Source organism: Blattabacterium cuenoti (assembly GCF_014251955.1).
GTDB classification, from domain to species: domain Bacteria; phylum Bacteroidota; class Bacteroidia; order Flavobacteriales; family Blattabacteriaceae; genus Blattabacterium; species Blattabacterium cuenoti_L.
In genome coordinates this window covers 240,947-259,876 of the sequence record NZ_CP059203.1, presented here as the reverse complement: position 1 = coordinate 259,876, position 18,930 = coordinate 240,947, and the positions used below count along the sequence as shown (strand labels likewise).

General features: G+C 26.5%; 19 protein-coding genes and 1 tRNA gene. 12 read left to right on the top strand and 8 right to left on the bottom strand.

Annotation, left to right across the window (positions count from 1 at the left end; all coding sequences use genetic code 11):
* Positions 1-5 precede the first annotated feature (5 nt).
* Entirely contained in the window at positions 6-344 is a 339-nt protein-coding gene (locus tag H0H53_RS01195; RefSeq protein WP_185870707.1) for an FtsL-like putative cell division protein, read from the bottom strand.
* 47 nt (positions 345-391) lie between these two features.
* Positions 392-1,330 (bottom strand): 16S rRNA (cytosine(1402)-N(4))-methyltransferase RsmH, encoded by a 939-nt coding sequence (gene rsmH / locus H0H53_RS01190; RefSeq protein WP_185870706.1) that lies wholly within the window; start codon positions 1,328-1,330, stop codon positions 392-394.
* Positions 1,331-1,414: 84 nt separating this feature from the next.
* Here rsmH and tgt point away from each other — a divergent pair, with 84 nt between their 5' ends.
* On the top strand, positions 1,415-2,545 hold the full coding sequence (tgt, locus tag H0H53_RS01185) for a tRNA guanosine(34) transglycosylase Tgt (protein ID WP_185870705.1): 1,131 nt from the start codon (positions 1,415-1,417) through the stop codon (positions 2,543-2,545).
* 8 nt (positions 2,546-2,553) lie between these two features.
* A complete protein-coding gene (locus H0H53_RS01180; RefSeq protein WP_185870704.1) occupies positions 2,554-3,645 on the top strand; it encodes an LptF/LptG family permease in 1,092 nt (363 codons plus the stop codon).
* On the opposite strand, the gene H0H53_RS01175 is transcribed toward H0H53_RS01180, so the two are convergent.
* A complete protein-coding gene (locus tag H0H53_RS01175) occupies positions 3,642-5,204 on the bottom strand; it encodes a Do family serine endopeptidase (protein ID WP_185870703.1) in 1,563 nt (520 codons plus the stop codon). The genes H0H53_RS01180 and H0H53_RS01175 overlap by 4 nt on opposite strands.
* Positions 5,205-5,352: 148 nt before the next feature.
* Between H0H53_RS01175 and dapF the strand changes: the two genes are divergently transcribed.
* Positions 5,353-6,186, top strand: a complete 834-nt coding sequence (gene dapF, locus H0H53_RS01170) for a diaminopimelate epimerase (RefSeq protein WP_185870702.1) — start codon at positions 5,353-5,355, stop codon at positions 6,184-6,186.
* Positions 6,187-6,196: 10 nt separating this feature from the next.
* Entirely contained in the window at positions 6,197-7,294 is a 1,098-nt protein-coding gene (locus H0H53_RS01165) for a M42 family metallopeptidase (protein ID WP_185870701.1), read from the top strand.
* On the opposite strand, the gene ychF is transcribed toward H0H53_RS01165, so the two are convergent.
* Positions 7,273-8,313, bottom strand: a complete 1,041-nt coding sequence (ychF, locus tag H0H53_RS01160; protein WP_185870700.1) for a redox-regulated ATPase YchF — start codon at positions 8,311-8,313, stop codon at positions 7,273-7,275. The genes H0H53_RS01165 and ychF overlap by 22 nt on opposite strands.
* Positions 8,314-8,450: 137 nt before the next feature.
* Here ychF and tatC point away from each other — a divergent pair, with 137 nt between their 5' ends.
* The gene (gene tatC, locus H0H53_RS01155) at positions 8,451-9,290 is read left to right on the top strand and encodes a twin-arginine translocase subunit TatC (RefSeq protein ID WP_185870699.1); all 840 of its coding nucleotides are present in this window, start codon (positions 8,451-8,453) and stop codon (positions 9,288-9,290) included.
* Here the strand turns inward: tatC and H0H53_RS01150 are convergent.
* Together H0H53_RS01150 and smpB are read right to left on the bottom strand one after the other, a co-directional pair.
* Positions 9,287-10,477 carry an OmpA family protein gene (locus H0H53_RS01150; protein ID WP_185870698.1) on the bottom strand — a complete coding sequence of 397 codons (1,191 nt, stop codon included), beginning with the start codon at positions 10,475-10,477 and terminating at the stop codon, positions 9,287-9,289. The genes tatC and H0H53_RS01150 overlap by 4 nt on opposite strands.
* A gap of 166 nt (positions 10,478-10,643) precedes the next feature.
* The gene (smpB, locus tag H0H53_RS01145; protein ID WP_185870697.1) at positions 10,644-11,075 is read right to left on the bottom strand and encodes an SsrA-binding protein; all 432 of its coding nucleotides are present in this window, start codon (positions 11,073-11,075) and stop codon (positions 10,644-10,646) included.
* Between the two features lie 153 nt (positions 11,076-11,228).
* Here smpB and H0H53_RS01140 point away from each other — a divergent pair, with 153 nt between their 5' ends.
* The 4 genes from H0H53_RS01140 to H0H53_RS01125 are packed head-to-tail and all read left to right on the top strand — an operon-like array spanning position 11,229 to position 14,734.
* Positions 11,229-12,089 (top strand): transketolase, encoded by an 861-nt coding sequence (locus H0H53_RS01140; RefSeq protein ID WP_394798645.1) that lies wholly within the window; start codon positions 11,229-11,231, stop codon positions 12,087-12,089.
* A gap of 19 nt (positions 12,090-12,108) precedes the next feature.
* The gene (locus H0H53_RS01135; protein WP_185870696.1) at positions 12,109-13,086 is read left to right on the top strand and encodes a transketolase family protein; all 978 of its coding nucleotides are present in this window, start codon (positions 12,109-12,111) and stop codon (positions 13,084-13,086) included.
* Between the two features lie 6 nt (positions 13,087-13,092).
* Entirely contained in the window at positions 13,093-13,452 is a 360-nt protein-coding gene (locus H0H53_RS01130) for a nucleotide pyrophosphohydrolase (RefSeq protein WP_185870695.1), read from the top strand.
* A 1-nt stretch (position 13,453) separates the two neighbouring features.
* Positions 13,454-14,734, top strand: a complete 1,281-nt coding sequence (locus H0H53_RS01125; protein ID WP_185870694.1) for a 3-phosphoshikimate 1-carboxyvinyltransferase — start codon at positions 13,454-13,456, stop codon at positions 14,732-14,734.
* On the opposite strand, the gene H0H53_RS03065 is transcribed toward H0H53_RS01125, so the two are convergent.
* Entirely contained in the window at positions 14,719-15,021 is a 303-nt protein-coding gene (locus H0H53_RS03065; protein WP_238784286.1) for a C40 family peptidase, read from the bottom strand. The two genes, H0H53_RS01125 and H0H53_RS03065, sit on opposite strands and share 16 nt — an antisense overlap.
* A gap of 445 nt (positions 15,022-15,466) precedes the next feature.
* Here H0H53_RS03065 and H0H53_RS01115 point away from each other — a divergent pair.
* From H0H53_RS01115 to murI, 3 genes are all read left to right on the top strand, one after another.
* Positions 15,467-15,538, top strand: a tRNA-Glu gene (locus H0H53_RS01115).
* 26 nt (positions 15,539-15,564) lie between these two features.
* A complete protein-coding gene (rpsT, locus tag H0H53_RS01110; protein ID WP_185870693.1) occupies positions 15,565-15,813 on the top strand; it encodes a 30S ribosomal protein S20 in 249 nt (82 codons plus the stop codon).
* Positions 15,814-15,833: 20 nt separating this feature from the next.
* Entirely contained in the window at positions 15,834-16,658 is an 825-nt protein-coding gene (gene murI, locus H0H53_RS01105) for a glutamate racemase (RefSeq protein WP_185870692.1), read from the top strand.
* Here the strand turns inward: murI and H0H53_RS01100 are convergent.
* A complete protein-coding gene (locus tag H0H53_RS01100; protein WP_185870691.1) occupies positions 16,645-18,930 on the bottom strand; it encodes an NADP-dependent malic enzyme in 2,286 nt (761 codons plus the stop codon). The two genes, murI and H0H53_RS01100, sit on opposite strands and share 14 nt — an antisense overlap.

Here is an 18,930-nt window from a genome sequence, read left to right as displayed (position 1 = left end):
TTTTTCTAATCCATATGTTTTTCTTCTTCTAAAATTAATTCGTATGGTGGTTCCTTTAAATATTTCAATTTATTATTGACTAATTTTTTTTTTAAAACAGATGCCAATTGCATTTGCATACATTGACTATGCACATCTGCATATACAGATTTTAATTCTTTTATTTCTTCACTAATCTTAGTCATCTTTCTAATTTTTCTGTCCATAATATGAGAACTCGTAATGCTTATTAAAGAAAGGACAGTCAGAAAAACAATAAAATTCCAACTACGATATGCATTTTTTTTAACTAAAAATTTTCCTTTCAGGATGTCTTTGATAGAGAGAGAAAAATTTTTCTTCATTTGATTATATATTATTTTATATATAGATTGTTTTTAAATTAAAATATTTATAATAGTTTTTCAGCAATTCTTAATCTAGCGCTTCTAGATCTTGGATTATTTATAATTTCTAAACTATTTGGTTTAATGATTTTTTTATGGATCATTTTGAATGGAATCATACTTTTTTTATCACTACTTATTATAATCGTTTCTTCTTTTTTTTTTTGAAAAATACCTGTTTTAAAAAAATATTTTATGATCCTATCTTCTATAGAATGATAGGAAATAATAGCAATTCTACCTCCTGGTAGTAGAATTTTAGAAGATTCTAGCAAAAAATGTTTTAAACAATTTATTTCATTATTAACTTCTATTCGTAGAGATTGGAAAAGTCTAGAAAAAAATCTTCTTTTTCTTTTAAAAGATACTTTTTTTAGTAAAAAAATATTCATTAAATCGAATGTTGTTTTAATAGGTTTGTTAAAACGTCTTTCTAATATTTTTTCAACAATTTTTCTTGCATTTTTGAATTCTCCATATTCATAAAATATATGAAATAATTTATTTTTAGAATATTTATTAAGAATATATTGAGCAGAATAAGGATCATCTTGATTCATTCTCATATCCAAAATACAGTTAAATCGATAAGAAAATCCTCTTATAGGATTATCTATTTGGTAAGAAGAGATTCCTAAATCTGCTAATACCCCTGATACTTTTTGAATATGGTTGTAATTTAATATATGTTTAATGTGAATAAAATTATCGTGAAATAAACGAAATCGTTCATCTTTTATGAAATTATTTTTAATTGCTTCTTTATCTTTATCTAAAGCAATTAAAATAGCTTTCCTATCTAACCTTTTTAAAAGAGCAGAAGAGTGTCCTCCTCCACCAAATGTGACATCTACATAAATTCCATTTTTATCTGTAATCAGATTCTCTATACTTTCTTTCAGAAGAACTGGATTATGGTAGTAAGAATAATGTTGTAAATTCATTTTTTGTTTTTTTTCTTTGTAATCGGTTTTTTTTGTTTACGAAATTATGTTTTATAATCATTTGATTTAATTTTTACAAAAAAAATGAAATTTCATTTAATAAAAAAAGATAATTTTTCTAAAGCAAGAGTCGGGATTATAGAAACAGATCATGGAAAAATAGAAACTCCTATTTTTATGCCAGTAGCTTCAAAAGGAAGTGTAAAATCGATCCCAAAACATGAACTATATGATGTAGGATATAAGGTCATTCTTGGAAATACATATCATTTATATTTTCGTCCTGGGATTGAAGTATTATTTCATGCAGGAGGACTTCATTCTTTTATGAATTGGAAAGAATCTATTTTAACTGATAGTGGTGGATTTCAAATTTACTCTATGAAAAAATTGAATAAGATAACAGAAAACGGTGTAAGATTTCAATCTATTATAGATGGATCTTATCATTTTTTTTCTCCAGAAAAATCTATGGAAATTCAACGTTTTATAGGAGGAGATATGATTATGGCCTTGGACGATTGTCCCCCTTTTCCTTGTAGTCATAGTAATGCAAAATCATCTCTTCAAAGAACACACAATTGGTTAAGAAGATGTTCTTCCTTTTTAAAAAAAAATCCAGAAAAATACGGTTATAAACAAAGTTTTTTTCCTATAGTTCAAGGAAGCATTTATCCTGATTTAAGAAAATTTTCTGCAGAAGAAATTTCTTTATTAGAAGATACTGAAGGAAATGCTATAGGGGGATTAAGTTTAGGAGAGGATCAAGAAAAAACACAATATATAACGGATATAGTCACAGATATTTTGCCTAAAGAAAAACCTAGATATTTAATGGGAATAGGAAGACCTGAAGAGATATTGGAAGGAATATCTCTTGGGATTGATATGTTCGATTGCGTAATTCCTACAAGAAATGGACGTCACGGAATGTTATTTACATGGAAAGGAATCATTAATATAAAAAATAAAAAATGGGAAAAAGATTTTTCATGTTTAGATGAATTTGGAAGTTCTTATGTAGATAAATCATATAGCAAATCTTATGTGAGACATCTTTTTTATTCCAAAGAACATTTAGCAAAACAAATAGCTTCTTTACATAACCTTTCTTTTTATTTCAATCTAATTAAGAAAGCAAGAAATCATCTTATGCAAGAAACCTTTTATTCTTGGAAAAAATCAGTAATCCCTTTATTGAAAAAACGTTTATAAAATAAAATATGAAAATACTTGATCGTTATATTATTCGTAATGTTCTTGGAACCTTTTTATTTATTATTATTGGAATACAAGTATTATCGATAGTTATCGATATCACTCAACGAATGCATAGGTTAGAAAATAACCAAGGATCAATTAAAGAAGCTTTAATCCGTTATTATCCATTTTGGTCGATCTGGTTAGCCAATACTTTTTCTCCTATTGCCATTTTTTTATCTGTTATCTTTTTTACTTCCAGATTAAACCAAAATTCAGAAATTACTGCTATTCTAGGAAGCGGAATTAGTTTCAAAAGAATCACAATTCCTTATCTTATTTCATCTTCTATTATAGGATTGTTTAGTTTTACAATAAACTATTCTTTTTTACCCTTAGCTAATAAAAGGAAAAATAAATTCCATTACCAATATTTGTTAAGTTCAAGATATAAGAATAAATATGAAAACTATAAAACAATTAGTACTCAAATATCGAAAAATGAATATATTTTTATTCGAAATTTTTCAAAAAAAAAAAATATAGGACAGGAATGTGTCTATCAAAAATTTAATGGAAAAAAATTAGTATATATTCTCAAATCCAAAAATATATTTTGGTCAAAAAAATATAGGATATATATCCTATATGATTATAGTGAAACCTACATAAGAAAAAATAAGGATCTCTTTTTAAGAGGAATTTATAGGAAAATTTATTTTCCTCTTTCTCCAGAAGAACTTTTACCTGAAGAATATACAGCAGAAACAATGACCATTCCTGAACTGAAAAAATTTATTGAAATAGAAAAAAAAAGGGGATCTAAAAATATAAATATTCACTTGAATGAATATTATCAAAGAACAAGTTTGCCTTTTTCTACTTTTATATTTACTATTTTAGGATTATCTATTTCATCAAGAAAAAAAATAGGAAGCACAGAAAACAATCTTATAATTGGAATCATATTAGCTTTTTTATATATTTTTTTCATAGAAATTACAAAAGTATACTCTTCAAAAGATTATTTTCCTTCTTATTTATCTATTTGGCTTCCAAATGGAATTTTTGGAATGATAACAATTTTACTTTACTGGAATAGAAATCTAATCTAATTTATTTCAAATCCTACTATATAGACTTGACCATTTTGTTTAATGGATTTTATAGTTACGTCTCCTGAATATTTTTTTAATACACGATATAAGACACGATCGACATCATTAGGTTTTTCCATTTTTTCTCCATTAATAGATAAAACAATATCTCCTTCTTCCATTCCCATATTACTCAAACGACCTGGACTTATTTTTTTTATTCTAATTCCGTAATTAATTCCTAAATATTTTTTCTCCTCTTTTCCAAGAGATTCAAAGGTTGCTCCCAATAATTCCGATGAAGTGATTTCTTCTCTTCTTCTAATTTTTTTTCTTCCTTGCATATCTCTTAAAATCACGTAAAAATTCTTTCTTTCTCCATTTCGAAGAATATTCACTTTTATTTGATCTCCTGGATGTTTTGTTCCAACAATAAATGATAAATCAGCAATGTTTTGTATTGGATTTCCATCTATACTTTTGATAATGTCTCCTTTTTTAATTCCTGCTTTATCAGCTCCACTTCCGGAAAGAACTTCTCCAATTAAAAACCCTTGTTGTTGTTTTATATTTTGATGTGTTTCATGATTATAAGCTTTTAAAGATTCATCTTTAGAAAGATCTATTCCTCTAACTCCTAAAAATGCACGTTGTACAGTTCCATATTTTTTTAAATCCTGTATTACTTTTCCCACTAAATTAGAAGGAGCTGCAAAACTATATCCTATAAAATTTCCTGATACTGAAGAAATAGCAGTATTAATCCCAATTAATTCTCCATTTGTATTGATTAATGCACCTCCACTATTTCCAGGATTAACAGCTGCATCTGTTTGAAAAAAAGATTCTATAGTAGTAGCTGCGTCGGCTTGATTGGATTGATTTTCTCCTCTCAAAATTCCTAAACTTCTATTCTTAGCGCTTATAATTCCTGCAGTAACAGTGGAATTTAAATCAAAAGGATTTCCTATCGCTAAAACCCATTCTCCTACTCGTACTTTATTAGAATCTGAAAAATAAATAAATGGTAGATTTTTCTCGTTGATCTTTAACAATGCTATATCTGTACTTGGATCTGTTCCAATGAGTTTTGCTCTATAAGATCTTTGATCATTAAGAGTTATTTCTATTTTATCTGCATTCTTGATGACATGATTATTGGTTACAATATATCCATCAGGAGATATAATCACCCCAGATCCATGAAGCCCTATAAAATCATTTTTTTTAGGAATTCTTCCTCTTTCTCCTCCAAAATCATCAGGAAATCCAAAGAAAAAATCAAATGGATCAAATTTACTATTCCCCACTCCATTATTATTATATTTTTTAGAATAATTTTTCACATTCACTACTGCATGAATTGTTTTTTCTACAACTCTAGTAAAATCAGGTAATCCTGCAGAACTAACTAACGAAGCATCAGATGATGTCAGTTTTGTTTTTAAGGAAGGAGAAACGGAATATGAAGGAAAGAGAAAAGATTTTTCTTTGTCAGCATATTTTTTGTATGCAGCAATAGTTACTACTGAACTCATCAAACTGCTAATAATAATATAAGCGACTATTTTCTTCATATTTTTGAAATTATAAAAAAAACAAAATAATCAACTCTACACACACAACGCAAATATATTATATAATGATGATTAAAAATAGTTAAAATTCAACTTTTTCAAAAAAATAATGTTAACTTCATTTAAATAATTTTGTATTTTTACTTTTGTGAAAATAGATTTTTTAAAATTTCAAGGAACAGGAAATGATTTCATTTTAATAGATATTCGAAACAAGGAAATAAAGGAAATACAGGAAAAAAAAAATCATTTCTTTTTTCAAAAATTGTGTGATAGACATTTTGGAATTGGAGCAGATGGAATTATTTTCATTAAAAATGATTCCACAAGTGATTTTTATATGAAATATTATAATTCTGACGGAAAAGAAAGTACAATGTGCGGGAATGGAGGACGTTGTGCCGTTTTTTTTTCAAAAAAATTAAAAATAGCAAAAGAAAATCAAACCTATTTCAGAGCTATAGATGGATATCATTATGGAATAATCCAAAATAGAGATTTAGTTTCTGTAAAGTTACTTGATATAAATAGAAATATGATAAAGGTTAATTCGAATCATGTTTTTTTAAATACAGGTTCCCCACATCATATTCTTTTTGTAGAAAAAGATCTAAAAGAAATAGATGTTTATAAACAAGGTAGAGTTATACGATTTCATAATCGTTATTCTCAAATAGGTGGTGTTAATGTAAATTTTGTAAATATACTTGAAGATAATACTTTACAAGTTCGTACTTATGAAAGAGGTATAGAAAATGAAACTTTATCCTGCGGAACAGGAGTTGTTGCTTCTGTGATCGCATCATATGAAATGGAAAAAATTCCGTGTTGTAGGAACCCTCATCTCAATTTTAAGGAATTTTTAGTTCATACTTTAGGAGGAAAATTGTGGGTTTCATTAAAAAAAATACAAAATAAATATAAAGAAATTTATTTAACTGGTTCTGTCAAATTTATATTTGAAGGATGTATCAATATTTAAAACATGAAAAATGGAAGATTTTTATTCAATAAATGAAGAGTCTATAAAATTTCTAGAAAATTATCTAAATAGTTTTTCTCCAACAGGATATGAAAATGAAGGACAAAAAATATGGAAAGACTACATAAGGAATTATGTAGAAAAAATAGAAACCGATTTATACGGGACGGTAGTCGGAATCATTAATCCAAATTCTTCAAAAAAATTAATTATTGAAGCACATGCTGATGAAATATCTTGGTATGTGAATCATATAACGGATGATGGGATCATCTATGTATCACGTAATGGAGGATCAGATCATCAAATAGCTACATCTAAACGAGTCATCATCCACACAGAAAATGGACGACATATTCATGGAATATTTGGTTGGCCTGCTATTCATACGAGAAAACCTTCAGAAGAAAAAACCCCTAATATAGAGAATATATTTGTAGATATAGGCGCTTTAAATAAAAAGGAAGTAGAGAAAATGGGAGTTCATATAGGTTGTGTAATTACTTATCCTGATAAATTTTTTATCATGAATAATAATTATTTTGTATGCAGAGCGTTAGATAATAAAATAGGAGGATTTATAATTGCTGAAGTCGCAAAAATGATAAAGGAATATCAATATAATTTTGAATTTGGATTATATGTGGTAAATTCTGTTCAAGAAGAAATAGGATTGAAAGGAGCTAAAATGATTTCCAATACTATAAAACCTAATATGGCTATAGTCACGGATGTAACACATGATACTTCTACTCCTATGATTGATAAAAAAGTACAAGGAGATATTCGATGTGGAAAAGGACCTGTTATTGGATATGCTCCTTCAATACAAAAAAATCTGAGAGAACTTATTATAAATACTGCTAAAAATAAAAAAATTCCTTTTCAACGTTTAGTTTCATCTAGATCTACTGGAACAGATACAGATGCTTTCGCTTATTCAAATAAAGGAGTTGCATCTGCATTAATCTCTCTTCCTCTTAGATATATGCATACTACAGTAGAAATGATTCATAAAGAAGACATAAAAAAAACTATACAATTAATTTTTGAATCTTTAAAAGAGATTAATAATTTAAAAATAGATCACTTATTGAATCGAAAATGAATAAGATCTCCATCTTGTAAAAAGGAATTTTTTCCTGCCAAAAACATTTTTCCTGCTTTTTTTGCTTTTTCTGAGGATCCATATTTAATAAAATCTTTGTAATGAATGACTTCTGCACAAAGAAATCCTTTTTTTAAATCTGTATGGATTACAGAAGAAGCTTGATAAGCTGTCCAGTGATTTGGAATAGACCATCCGCGAATTTCTTTTTTTCCTATCGTAAAAAAAGTTTGCAAATTTAACAGTTGATATGCTTTTTTGATCAACTTATTAATTCCAGATTCATGTTCATGGAAATTTTCTTTTTTTTTTTTCATTGATTCGTTTTTCAATGATAAAACGATTGTGGGGGCTTTTTCCTTTTCTCCCATTTTTTTTATAATTTTTACATAAAAACTATTACAATCCTTATTATCATCTTCTACATTACAGACATAAATAACAGGTTTTATGGTCAATAAATGTAAATCTTTTATAAATTCTTTTTCATGATCTTGAAACGGAAACATTCTAATATTTTTTCCTTCTTTTAAAAAAGAAGAAACTTTTTTCAACAGAATATAAGATTGATTGGTTTTATTTTTCTCTTTTTCTAATCTTTTTTCTATTGTTTCTAAATCTTTTAACTGTAATTCTAAATCAATAATTTCTTTATCTCTAATGGGATTGATGGACCCTTCCACATGAATAACACTAACATCAGTGAAAATACGTATCATGTGAATGATGACATTTGTTTCACGAATATGAGATAAAAATTTATTTCCTAATCCATCTCCCTTATGTGATCCTTTAATTAATCCAGCAATATCTACAATTTTTATTTTGTATGGAATTATTTTTATTGGATTAATGAATTTTTTTAGTTCATATAACCTTTTATCTGGAACATTTGTAATTCCATAATTGGGTTCTATGGTACAAAAAGGAAAATTTTCTGACAAAGCTTTAGAATTAGAAATAAGATTAAAAAGGGTTGATTTCCCTGTATTTGGAAGTCCTATGATTCCACATTTCATACTAATGAAAATTTTTTTCGTTTTTTTAATATGCTATCCTATCTATTTTTTGGATTTGTTTTTTTTATTAAATTAAAACAAAGAATTTTCTCTTTCTCTGTTTTAGAATTTGTTTCATTTTTTTATGAAAAAAAAATATGAAAAATGAAAAAAAAGAAATGCCGTTTTTGGAACACATTGAAGAATTCAGAAAACACTTGATTCATAGTATATGTGCTATTGTAATAGCAACGATTCTTTTGATGAATAATAAACATATTATATTCGATTATATTCTTTTTGGTCCTGCAAAAACGGATTTTATTACTTACCGAATATTTTCCAAATTAGAAAATTTTTTTTTTCAAAAAAAAAAAATGGATTTTTTTTCGAAAAACTTAGAAATACAAAATAGAAAAATGTTTGGTCAATTTAATGTGTATATATGGACTTGTTTCATAGGAGGAATTATTTTGTCTTTTCCTTATGTTTTTTATGAATTTTGGAAATTTATAAAACCTGCTCTTTCTGAGAAAGAAAAAAAATATTCTAGAGAAATCATTGCAATCGTTACATTTTTATTCTTATTAGGAATTTTTTTCGGTTATTTTATATTGTGTCCGTTTTTAATTCATTTTGGTTATACTTTTAAAATTAGTTCTTTTCCAAAGAATATATTTGATTTATCAGATTACATATCTTTGATGATGCATTCTATATTATCTATGGGAATTACTTTTTTGTTTCCAATTCTTATATATTTTTTAACAAAAATAGAATTATTATCTTATTCTTTTTTAAAAAAGTATAGAAAACATGCTTTTTTGATTATATTAATTATTGCTTCTGCAATTACTCCTGGAGATATTTTAAGTACAATAATTGTTTTGATTCCTTTGATAATTCTTTATCAATTAAGTATCTGTATTTCCTTTTCTCTTTCTACTACTAAGAAGAATAATAAGAAGAAAAAGAAGAATAAAAAACCTCTTGTTTAAGAGGTTTTTTTATTCTTTTTTGTTGTTCGTATGATTATTTCAACACGTCGTCCTTTATCATTATTTTTTTTATTACATTTTATGAATCCTCTCATTTTCATCCTATAAGGATTAACACCTCTGGAAACCAAAGCTTTAAATACAGAATGAGCTCTTTTCATGGATAAAATTTTGTTAAAAGAATATTTACCATAAAAATCTGTACATCCACTTATATAAAATTTAGAATGAGGAATCCTTTTTATCATAATTTCAGCTATTTCATTAATAATAGATAGTGAATTGGAAGATAATGCATGTTGACCAGAACCAAATAAAATAGGTTTGAAAATTATGTTTTTCTCAAGATTAAATTTTTTTAATCCTAATTGATTAGGACATAAATTTTTCTTATCTGAAATTCTATCTTTATCAATCCCTTCCTCTTCTCCGCAATTTTTTCTATTATCCTTTTCTTCATATTCTTCAGAATTATCTGTAATAATATTCTTTTCTTTTTCTTCTTTTTTTAGAAGAACATCAGAGTCAGATTTTTCTTTTTCTTCTTGATTTTTATTCCCATTTCCAAAACGAAATACAAATCCCATAGAATGATCCCAAAAATTCAAATAGTCTTTAGAAAGATGTGCAATGACATGATTGTAGTTACTTTGAACATTAATTCCAACATTAGAAACAATCCAAAAATTTATTCCTAATCCACCATCCAACAAAAAAAAATGTTTTTGGTTTAATTTATAAAATTTTGAATTATTGAATTTCAATATGCTATTCTCGTAATTAAATTGATGATATCCACCTCCCAATCTTAAATAAGGATCAATTTTATATTGATATAATGGATGAAAATTAATTCCATGGGTTAATTTCACAAAAAAACAATTCATGATTTTCCATCTATTATTATCAACCATTCCTAATGTACTATTAAAATATAATCCTATGTTTTTAGTGAGATGATGCACGATTTCTATATCCGAAAAAAAAGGATTAATCGTATTATTTTTTTTATGAAAAAAATTTATAAAAGGAGATTTAATAATAAAAGGAGATTTAACAGGATAATAATTTATATCATGCGATCTTATTTTAAGAGACCATTTTTTTTTAGTAGAATGAGAAGATTGGGAAAATACAAATGAAAAAAAAACAAATAAAGTAATAATAAAAAAATTTACGTTTTTCATAAAACTATATAATTTCTTTGAATATAAACAAATATAATAAATTAAGAATCTATTTATTTAGAATATGAGTATGATGAATTTTTCTGATTTTATGTTTTATGATATGATCATGAATCATTCATTCATTTTATTTATTTATTGGAGTAATGAATTTAACAACAATTTTTTAACCCATTTTTTTTAATTCACGAAGAATATCTTTTTTTCGTATAGATTCACGTTTATCGTATATTTTTTTTCCTTTTGCTAAAACAATTTGTAATTTTATATATCCTCTATCATTAATAAATAGTTTAGTAGGAATCACAGTCAATCCAGGAATTTTCAATTTTTTTTCTATTCTCATTAATTCTTTTTTGTTTAATAATAATTTTCTTTCTCTTCTGCTTTGATGATTATTATAAGTTCCAAATTTGTATTCAGAAATATACATATTCATAGAATATAATTCTCCATTTTTTATTTGACAAAAACTTTCCGTTATATTTGCCTTATTTTGTTTTATAGCTTTTACTTCAGTACCAAATAATTGTATACCAGCTATATATTCTTCAATAAATTTATATTGAAATCTTGCTTTTCTGTTTAGAATACTCATAATTAAATTAATTGTTACTTTTGTGTGTTTGAAAATTTTACTTTTTTAATGATTTTAAAATGAAAAAATTGTTTGAATAAAACAAATTCAATTCATGTCGTGTAAATTATGAATTTTTCTTTTAATTAATAATCAATAATGATAATATGAGATATGATGAATATAAATGATTTAAAGAACTTATGTACTCAAGTAAGAAGAGATATTCTACGTATGGTAAATCACGCAAACTCGGGACATCCTGGTGGATCCTTAGGATGTACAGAGTATTTAGTAGCTTTATATCAAAAAATTATGTATTTCGATCCAAAAAAATTTACTATGGATGGTGAAGGAGAAGATCTTTTTTTTCTATCTAACGGACATATATCTCCTGTTTATTATAGTGTATTAGCTCGTACGGGTTTTTTTTCTATAAAAGAATTATCAACTTTCAGAAAGTTGAATTCTCGTTTACAAGGACACCCTTCCATCCATGGAGGTCTTCCAGGAATACGAATTTCTTCTGGATCCTTGGGACAAGGGATGTCTGTTGCAATTGGAGCAGCTATATCAAAAAAACTGAGTCAAGAATTTAATAGAATCATTTATAGTTTACATGGAGATGGAGAATTAAATGAAGGACAAATATGGGAAGCCGTTTTATATGCAGGAGCCAATCACATAGATAATTATATAGCTACTGTAGATTATAATAGACAACAAATAGATGGCCCTATTGACAAAGTACTTCCTCTTGGAAATATTAAGAAAAAATTTGAGTCTTTTGATTGGATGGTTTTAGAAGAATTAGAAGGAAATAATATAGAAAAAGTTATTAATGTTTTAAAAAAAGCAAAAAATGAGACTGGGAAAAGAAAACCTATTTTAATTATTTTATATACCCAAATGGGGTATGGTGTAGATTTTATGAAAGGAAATCATGTATGGCATGGAAAATCTCCTAATCAAAAGGAATTAAAAAAAGCACTTTCTCAACTTCCTGAAACTTATTTAGGAGATTATCCATTATAAATATGAATAGAAAAAAATTATGAAATTATATGAAAATAAAGGATTGAAAGAAACTAGAGCTGGATTTGGAAATGCTTTGACATTATTAGGTAGAAAAAATAAAAAAATTGTTGCATTATGTGCTGATCTGACTAGCTCTTTATTTATGAATAAATTTTCCAAAGAATTTCCTGAACGATTTTTCCAAATTGGAATTGCAGAAGCGAACATGATGAGCATAGCAGCTGGACTCAGTATTGGAAAATATATTCCTTTTGCTGGAACATTTGCTAATTTTGCAACATCTCGTGTCTATGACCAGATACGTCAATCCATTGCTTATTCTTGTAAAAATGTAAAAATATGTGCTTCCCATTCTGGATTAACTTTAGGAGAAGATGGAGCAACACATCAAAGTTTAGAAGATATTGGAATGATGAAAATGCTCCCTGGAATGACAGTAATCAATACTTGTGATTATAATCAAACTTACTCCGCTACTTTAGCTATAGCTGATTACTTAGGTCCTGTTTATTTGCGTTTTGGACGTCCTGCTGTCGCTAATTTTACAGAGTTAAATCAAAAATTTGAAATTGGAAAAGCAATTCTTTTAACTCAAGGAAATGATGTAACTATTGTTAGCACAGGACATTTGGTATGGGAATCTTTAGAAGCCGCTAAAATATTATACGAAAAAGAAAAAATTAATTGTGAAGTAATCAATGTTCATACAATAAAACCATTAGATGAGAAAACTATTTTAAATTCTATTAATAAAACAAAATGTGTTGTCACTGCAGAAGAACATAATTATTTAGGAGGATTAGGAGAGAGTATTGCTAGAATTATTACTACTACAACAAATAATAAAAAACATTCTATTTGTCAAAGTATAGTGGCAGTAAATGATACTTTTGGAGAAAGTGGAAAACCAATGGAATTGTTAAATAAATATAAAATTGATCGTGAATCCATCATAGATCATGTTAAAAGAATACTAAAAAGAAAGAATCGATAAAAAAAAATGTTAGAAATAAGAAATATACAAAAATTAGTTCATAATTGGATTATAACTCATGGAGTACGTTATTTTAACGTATTAACCAACACTATTCTATTATCTGAAGAAGTAGGGGAAGTCTCTAGAATTATTGCAAGAAATTATGGAGAACAATCCCAAAAGAAAGATTTCAAAAACAATATAGAAGCAACAACCTCAATAATGGATGATTTGGGAGAAGAATTAGCGGATGTATTATTTGTTTTAATTTGTTTGGCAAATCAAACTGGAATCAATTTGGAAGAATCTTTTAATAAAAAGTTAAAAAAAAAGAAAATAAGAGATCACAAAAGACACCACAGTAATGAAAAACTAAAAAAATAATATGTATTCTTACATTACTATTCAGAAATTAAAAAATTCTTCACTGTATGGTTCTATATCTATAACAGGATCTAAAAGTATATCTAATCGTCTTTTAATTTTAAAAGCTATTTATCCAGATGATATTCATCTAGAAAATCTTTCTAATTGTCAGGATACAGAAGTTCTAAAAAAAAGTTTGAATAATCATAATACTTCTTCTAATTCTATTAAAATCTTAGACATTCACCATGCGGGAACCGCTATGCGGTTTCTAACTTCCTATTTTTCTATACAAGAAGGAAAAAAAGTGATTTTAACAGGATCAAATAGAATGAAAGAAAGACCTATATCCGTTCTTGTAAATGCTTTAAAAAAATTAGGTTCAGAAATTTATTACTTAGAAGAAATAGGATTTCCTCCAATAAAAATTATTGGAAAAAAAATATTAGGGGGAGAAATTGATGTTAATGCAAAAATAAGTAGTCAATATATTAGTTCTTTAATGTTAATAGCCAGTCAATTTGATTTAGGACTGAAAATTTATTTAAAAAAAGAGATTACATCAATTCCATATATCAAAATGACTTTTGATTTATTAACCCAAGTTGGGATAAAAGCTTTTTGGAATAACAATATGATTCATATTTATCCAGGAAAAAAAAAAGGAAAAAAATGTTTCTCTATAGAATCAGATTGGAGTTCAGCTTCATATTACTATTCTATGGCAGCTATATCAAAAAAATGCAATATTACTTTAAAATCATATAATCATAAAAATGAAAGTTTACAAGGTGATAAAGAAGTCACTTCCATTTATGATAAATATTTTGGAATATCCACTATTTTTAATAGAAATAAAATAGTACTGAATAAAAAGTTCGATTTTACTCCATTCAAATTTATTGATTTGGATCTAAATAAAACTCCAGATATTGCGCAAACTATCGTTGTAACTTGTGCATCATTAGGAATAAAATGTCTATTAAAAGGATTAGAAACATTAAAAATTAAAGAAACAGATAGATTACAAGCATTAAAGAATGAACTATTCAAATTAGGAGTAAAAATTCACATTACAAGTTCTTGTTTAGAAATAACAGATTTTTTTTCAAAAAAAAAAATCAATTCATTTATCAGAATAAAAACTTATCAAGATCACAGAATGGCTATGGCTTTTTCTCCATTTGGATTATGTTATTCTTTGCGAATAGAGGAACCAAATGTTGTAGAAAAATCATATCCTGATTTTTGGAAAGATTTGAAACATTTAGGATTTTCAATTGATTATTTTGATGAATGAAGAATCCTTCTTGCTGTAATAAACCTATTGTTCCAATATTTTTGATATAATTGAGAAATAATTACTCCATTTGATGTAGAGGCATGAATAAAGAATATGCTGTTGTGTTTTTTCTCTACATGAATTACCATTCCCACATGATTAATTTTTTTTCTTTCTATTCCTGTAGAAAAAAATAATAGATCTCCTTTTTCTATCTGTTTTTTGGGAACGAAAAATCCTTTTTTCGCTTGATTGTAAGATACCCGTGGTAATAATATTTGATGAGAATCAAAAATATTTTTTATAAAAGCAGAACAGTCTATTCCTTCTTTGTTATTTCCTCCATATTTATATGGAGTATAGATATAATCTTTAGCTTTTTGAATAATAGAATCAGTTTTTTTTTGAGAAAAAAGTTTTTTCTCAAAAATTTTATAATCATTTTTTGATTTTGATTTTTTTGTGGATGAAGGTTTTTGTTTCTTTTTTCTAAAAAAAATTTTTTCATATTTTTTCTTATTCTTCTTATATTCTATATTTCCAAACAGAGGAATAGAAAAAAAATGAGAGTAAAATAATATAAAAAAAACAATTTTAGAATTTTTTATGATCAGGATAATTTTTACTTTTTGAAAAAAATTTCCAAGAACAAAAGTTCAGACCATCAAACAAATATAAGTAAAATACTTGTATTAAACATAAAAAAAATTTAATTTGTACTTTTTAATGAGATGAAGAATCTGAAGTAAAGGCCCATTCGTCTATTGGTTAGGACATCAGGTTTTCATCCTGGAAAGAGGGGTTCGATTCCCCTATGGGCTATTATTTTATTTATTATATATATAAACATGGCAAATCATTTATCTGCTATAAAAAGGATTAGACAGAACCACACCCGACGTTTACGGAATAAATATGTATATAAAAGTACAAGGACAGCTATTAAAAAATTAATAAAAATAAAGGAAAATAAAAAAGAAGAATTTTCCAAGATATTTTCTATGATAGATAAGTTAGCTAAAAGAAATATCATCCATATGAATAAAGCTGCAAGGTTAAAAAAAAAATTAAGTAAAAATTTTTTATTAAAAAAATAAAAGAAGAAAAAAAAATGATAATGATTCCATCATCATCATCTCCGATAGGAATATTTGATTCTGGAATTGGAGGACTTCTGATAGCTAAAGAAATTAAAATACATATGCCTAATGAATGTATTATTTATTTTGGAGATACTGCAAATATGCCTTATGGAGATAAATCTAAAGAATTTATTAAAAAATATTCAATAAAAATTGCTTCTTTTCTTTACAAAAAAAAATGCAAAGCAATAGTCATCGCTTGCAATACAATAGTCTCTAACGCTTTAGAGATCATTAAAAAAGAATTTTGTAAAAAATTATTAATATTTAACGTGATAGAACCTGTAATAAAAAATAATACATTAATTTCCTCTAAAAAAATAGGAATTATGGCAACCCCTGCTACTATACGTTCAAATTTTTTTCCAAAAAAAATAAAAAAATATTTTCATCATTTAGATTTGGATATAGTTCAAATGGAGACCCCTTTATTAGCTTCTATTATTGAAAATGGATTTGAAAAAAAAAAGATTCATTCTATCATTGAATATTATTTGAATCATTTGAAATCAATAGATACATTATTATTAGCTTGTACTCATTATCTATTTATAAAAAATGAAATAAATAATTTTTATCATGGAAAAGTACGCATAATTGATGTACAAAAAATAGTAGTTCAAGATATACAAAAAAAATTATATGAAAATAATTTATTTCATCCTAATCCTACATGGAATAATAATCCTATCTCTATCTTTTATACATCAAGTTCTGTTTCTTCATTTTTTAAAAAACAAGTTCAAATTTTTTTTGGAAAAAAAGTTTTTTTTAAAACACATATTTTTAATTTTTTCTAATTTGCGCATCTATTACGGATAAAGTAGCTAAATTCACAATTTCTTCTATACTAGATTGCATTTGCATTACATGTGCTGGTTTTCGCATTCCTAACATAACTGGTCCAATAGTTTGAACATTTCCTAATCCTCTAATAAATTTATAAGTTAAATTTCCCGATTCAAGATTTGGGAAAATAAAAATATTTGCTCTTTTTTTAACAAGTTTAGAAAAAGGAAATTTACTAGCTAACAAAAATTCATTTAATGCAAAATCTGGTTGTAATTCTCCATCTACTATTAAATCTGGATATTTTTTATGTAAAAAAGCAACGGTTTGAGATACTTTAGAAGAAGTTTTCGAACTGGATGAAAAATTTTGAAAAGATAACATAGCTATATGGGGTTCTATATCAAAAGCTTTTACTACATAAGAAGCCATTAATGCTATTCTAGCCAATTCTTCACTAGTTGGATCTGGAATAACGGCCGTATCTGCTAAAAATAGAGGCCCACGTTTAGTTAATAAAATCATCATTCCTGCTATTTTATATACAGAATCTGCCCTTCCTATAACTTCTAACAAAGGTCGTAAACTTAATGAAAAACTTCTTGAATATCCTGTTATAATAGCATCTGCTTCTCCTTGATCAACCATCATTGCTCCAAAATGATCAGGAGTACGTATGCGACTTTTTGCATCATATAGAGTTAATCCTTTTCTATTTCTCCTTTTCCAAAGAATTTGAGCATAATCTTCTATTTTTTTTCTATTTTCTTCTTTTTCAGGATCTATTATTATCAATTCAACATCTAAATTATTTTCATTTATTAAATGTTTTATTCTATATTCATTTCCTAAAACAACAGCTTGAGAAATAATTCCTTCTTCATTAAGAATTTGAATAGATTTTAGAATGTCATATTCTACTCCATTACAAAAAACAACTTTTTTAGGATTCGTACGTGCTCTATTTTGAATCATTCTGAGTATTTTACTTTCGTATCCCATCCTATCAAGTAATTTTTCTTGGTAGATTTTCCAATCTAAAATAGGATTTCTTGCTACTCCAGAATCCATAGCCGCTTTAGCAACAGCAGGAGCTACACGAGTTATTAATCGATTGTCAAAAGGTTTAGGAATAATATATTCTTTTCCAAAAGAAATATTTTTCTTATTATAAACAATATTTACCTGTTCTGGGACAGGTTCTTTTGCTAAAGAAGCGATAGCATGAACCGCTGCTAATTTCATTTCATCATTAATGATGCTTGCATGAACATCTAATGCCCCTCTAAAAATATAAGGGAATCCTAATACATTGTTGACTTGATTAGGATAATCACTTCTACCAGTAGCTATAATTACGTCTGGACGTATTTTTACTGCTAAATTATAATCTATTTCTGGATCAGGATTAGCCATAGCAAAAACAATAGGATCTTTCGCCATACTTTTTAACATTTTTGGAGTTAAAACCCCACCTATGGATAATCCGATAAAAACATCCGCATTTTGAATAGCTTGTTCTAATTTTTGAATAGAAGAAGAAGTGTTTACTGCAAATTCTTTTTTTTCTTCATTTAAATCTTTTCGTGAAAGATGTAATAATCCTTTACTATCAAACATAAGAATATTTTTCGGATTGACTCCAAGTTGTTTATAAATTCTTGTACAAGAAATAGCAGCAGATCCTGCTCCATTAACTACCATTTTGATATCATGAATGTTTTTTTCAACATAGTTAATGGCATTAATTAATGCCGCACCTGAAATAATAGCTGTTCCATGTTGATCATCATGCATGACAGGAATATTTAATTCAGATTTTAGTCTTCGTTCTATTTCAAAAGCTTCTGGAGCTTTTATATCTTCTAAATTGATTCCTCCAAAAGTTGGAGCTATAGCTTTTACTGCATCTATAAATTTTTCTGGATCAGATTCATCTATCTCTATATCAAAGACATCAATTCCAGAAAATATTTTGAATAAAAGAGCTTTTCCTTCCATAACAGGTTTAGATGCTAACGCACCAATATCTCCAAGACCTAATACAGCTGTTCCATTAGTGATCACCGCAACAAGATTTCCTTTAGATGTATATTTATAAACTTCATTAGAGGAACGAGCTATTTCTTTGCAAGGTTCTGCAACTCCCGGAGAATACGCTAAAGATAAATCTCTTTGACTACTGTATTTTTTAGTTGGAGTAATTTGTATTTTTCCAGAAGGAAATTGACTATGATAGTCTAAGGATTCTTCACGAAAACTCCTACTTATATTTTTTCTCAT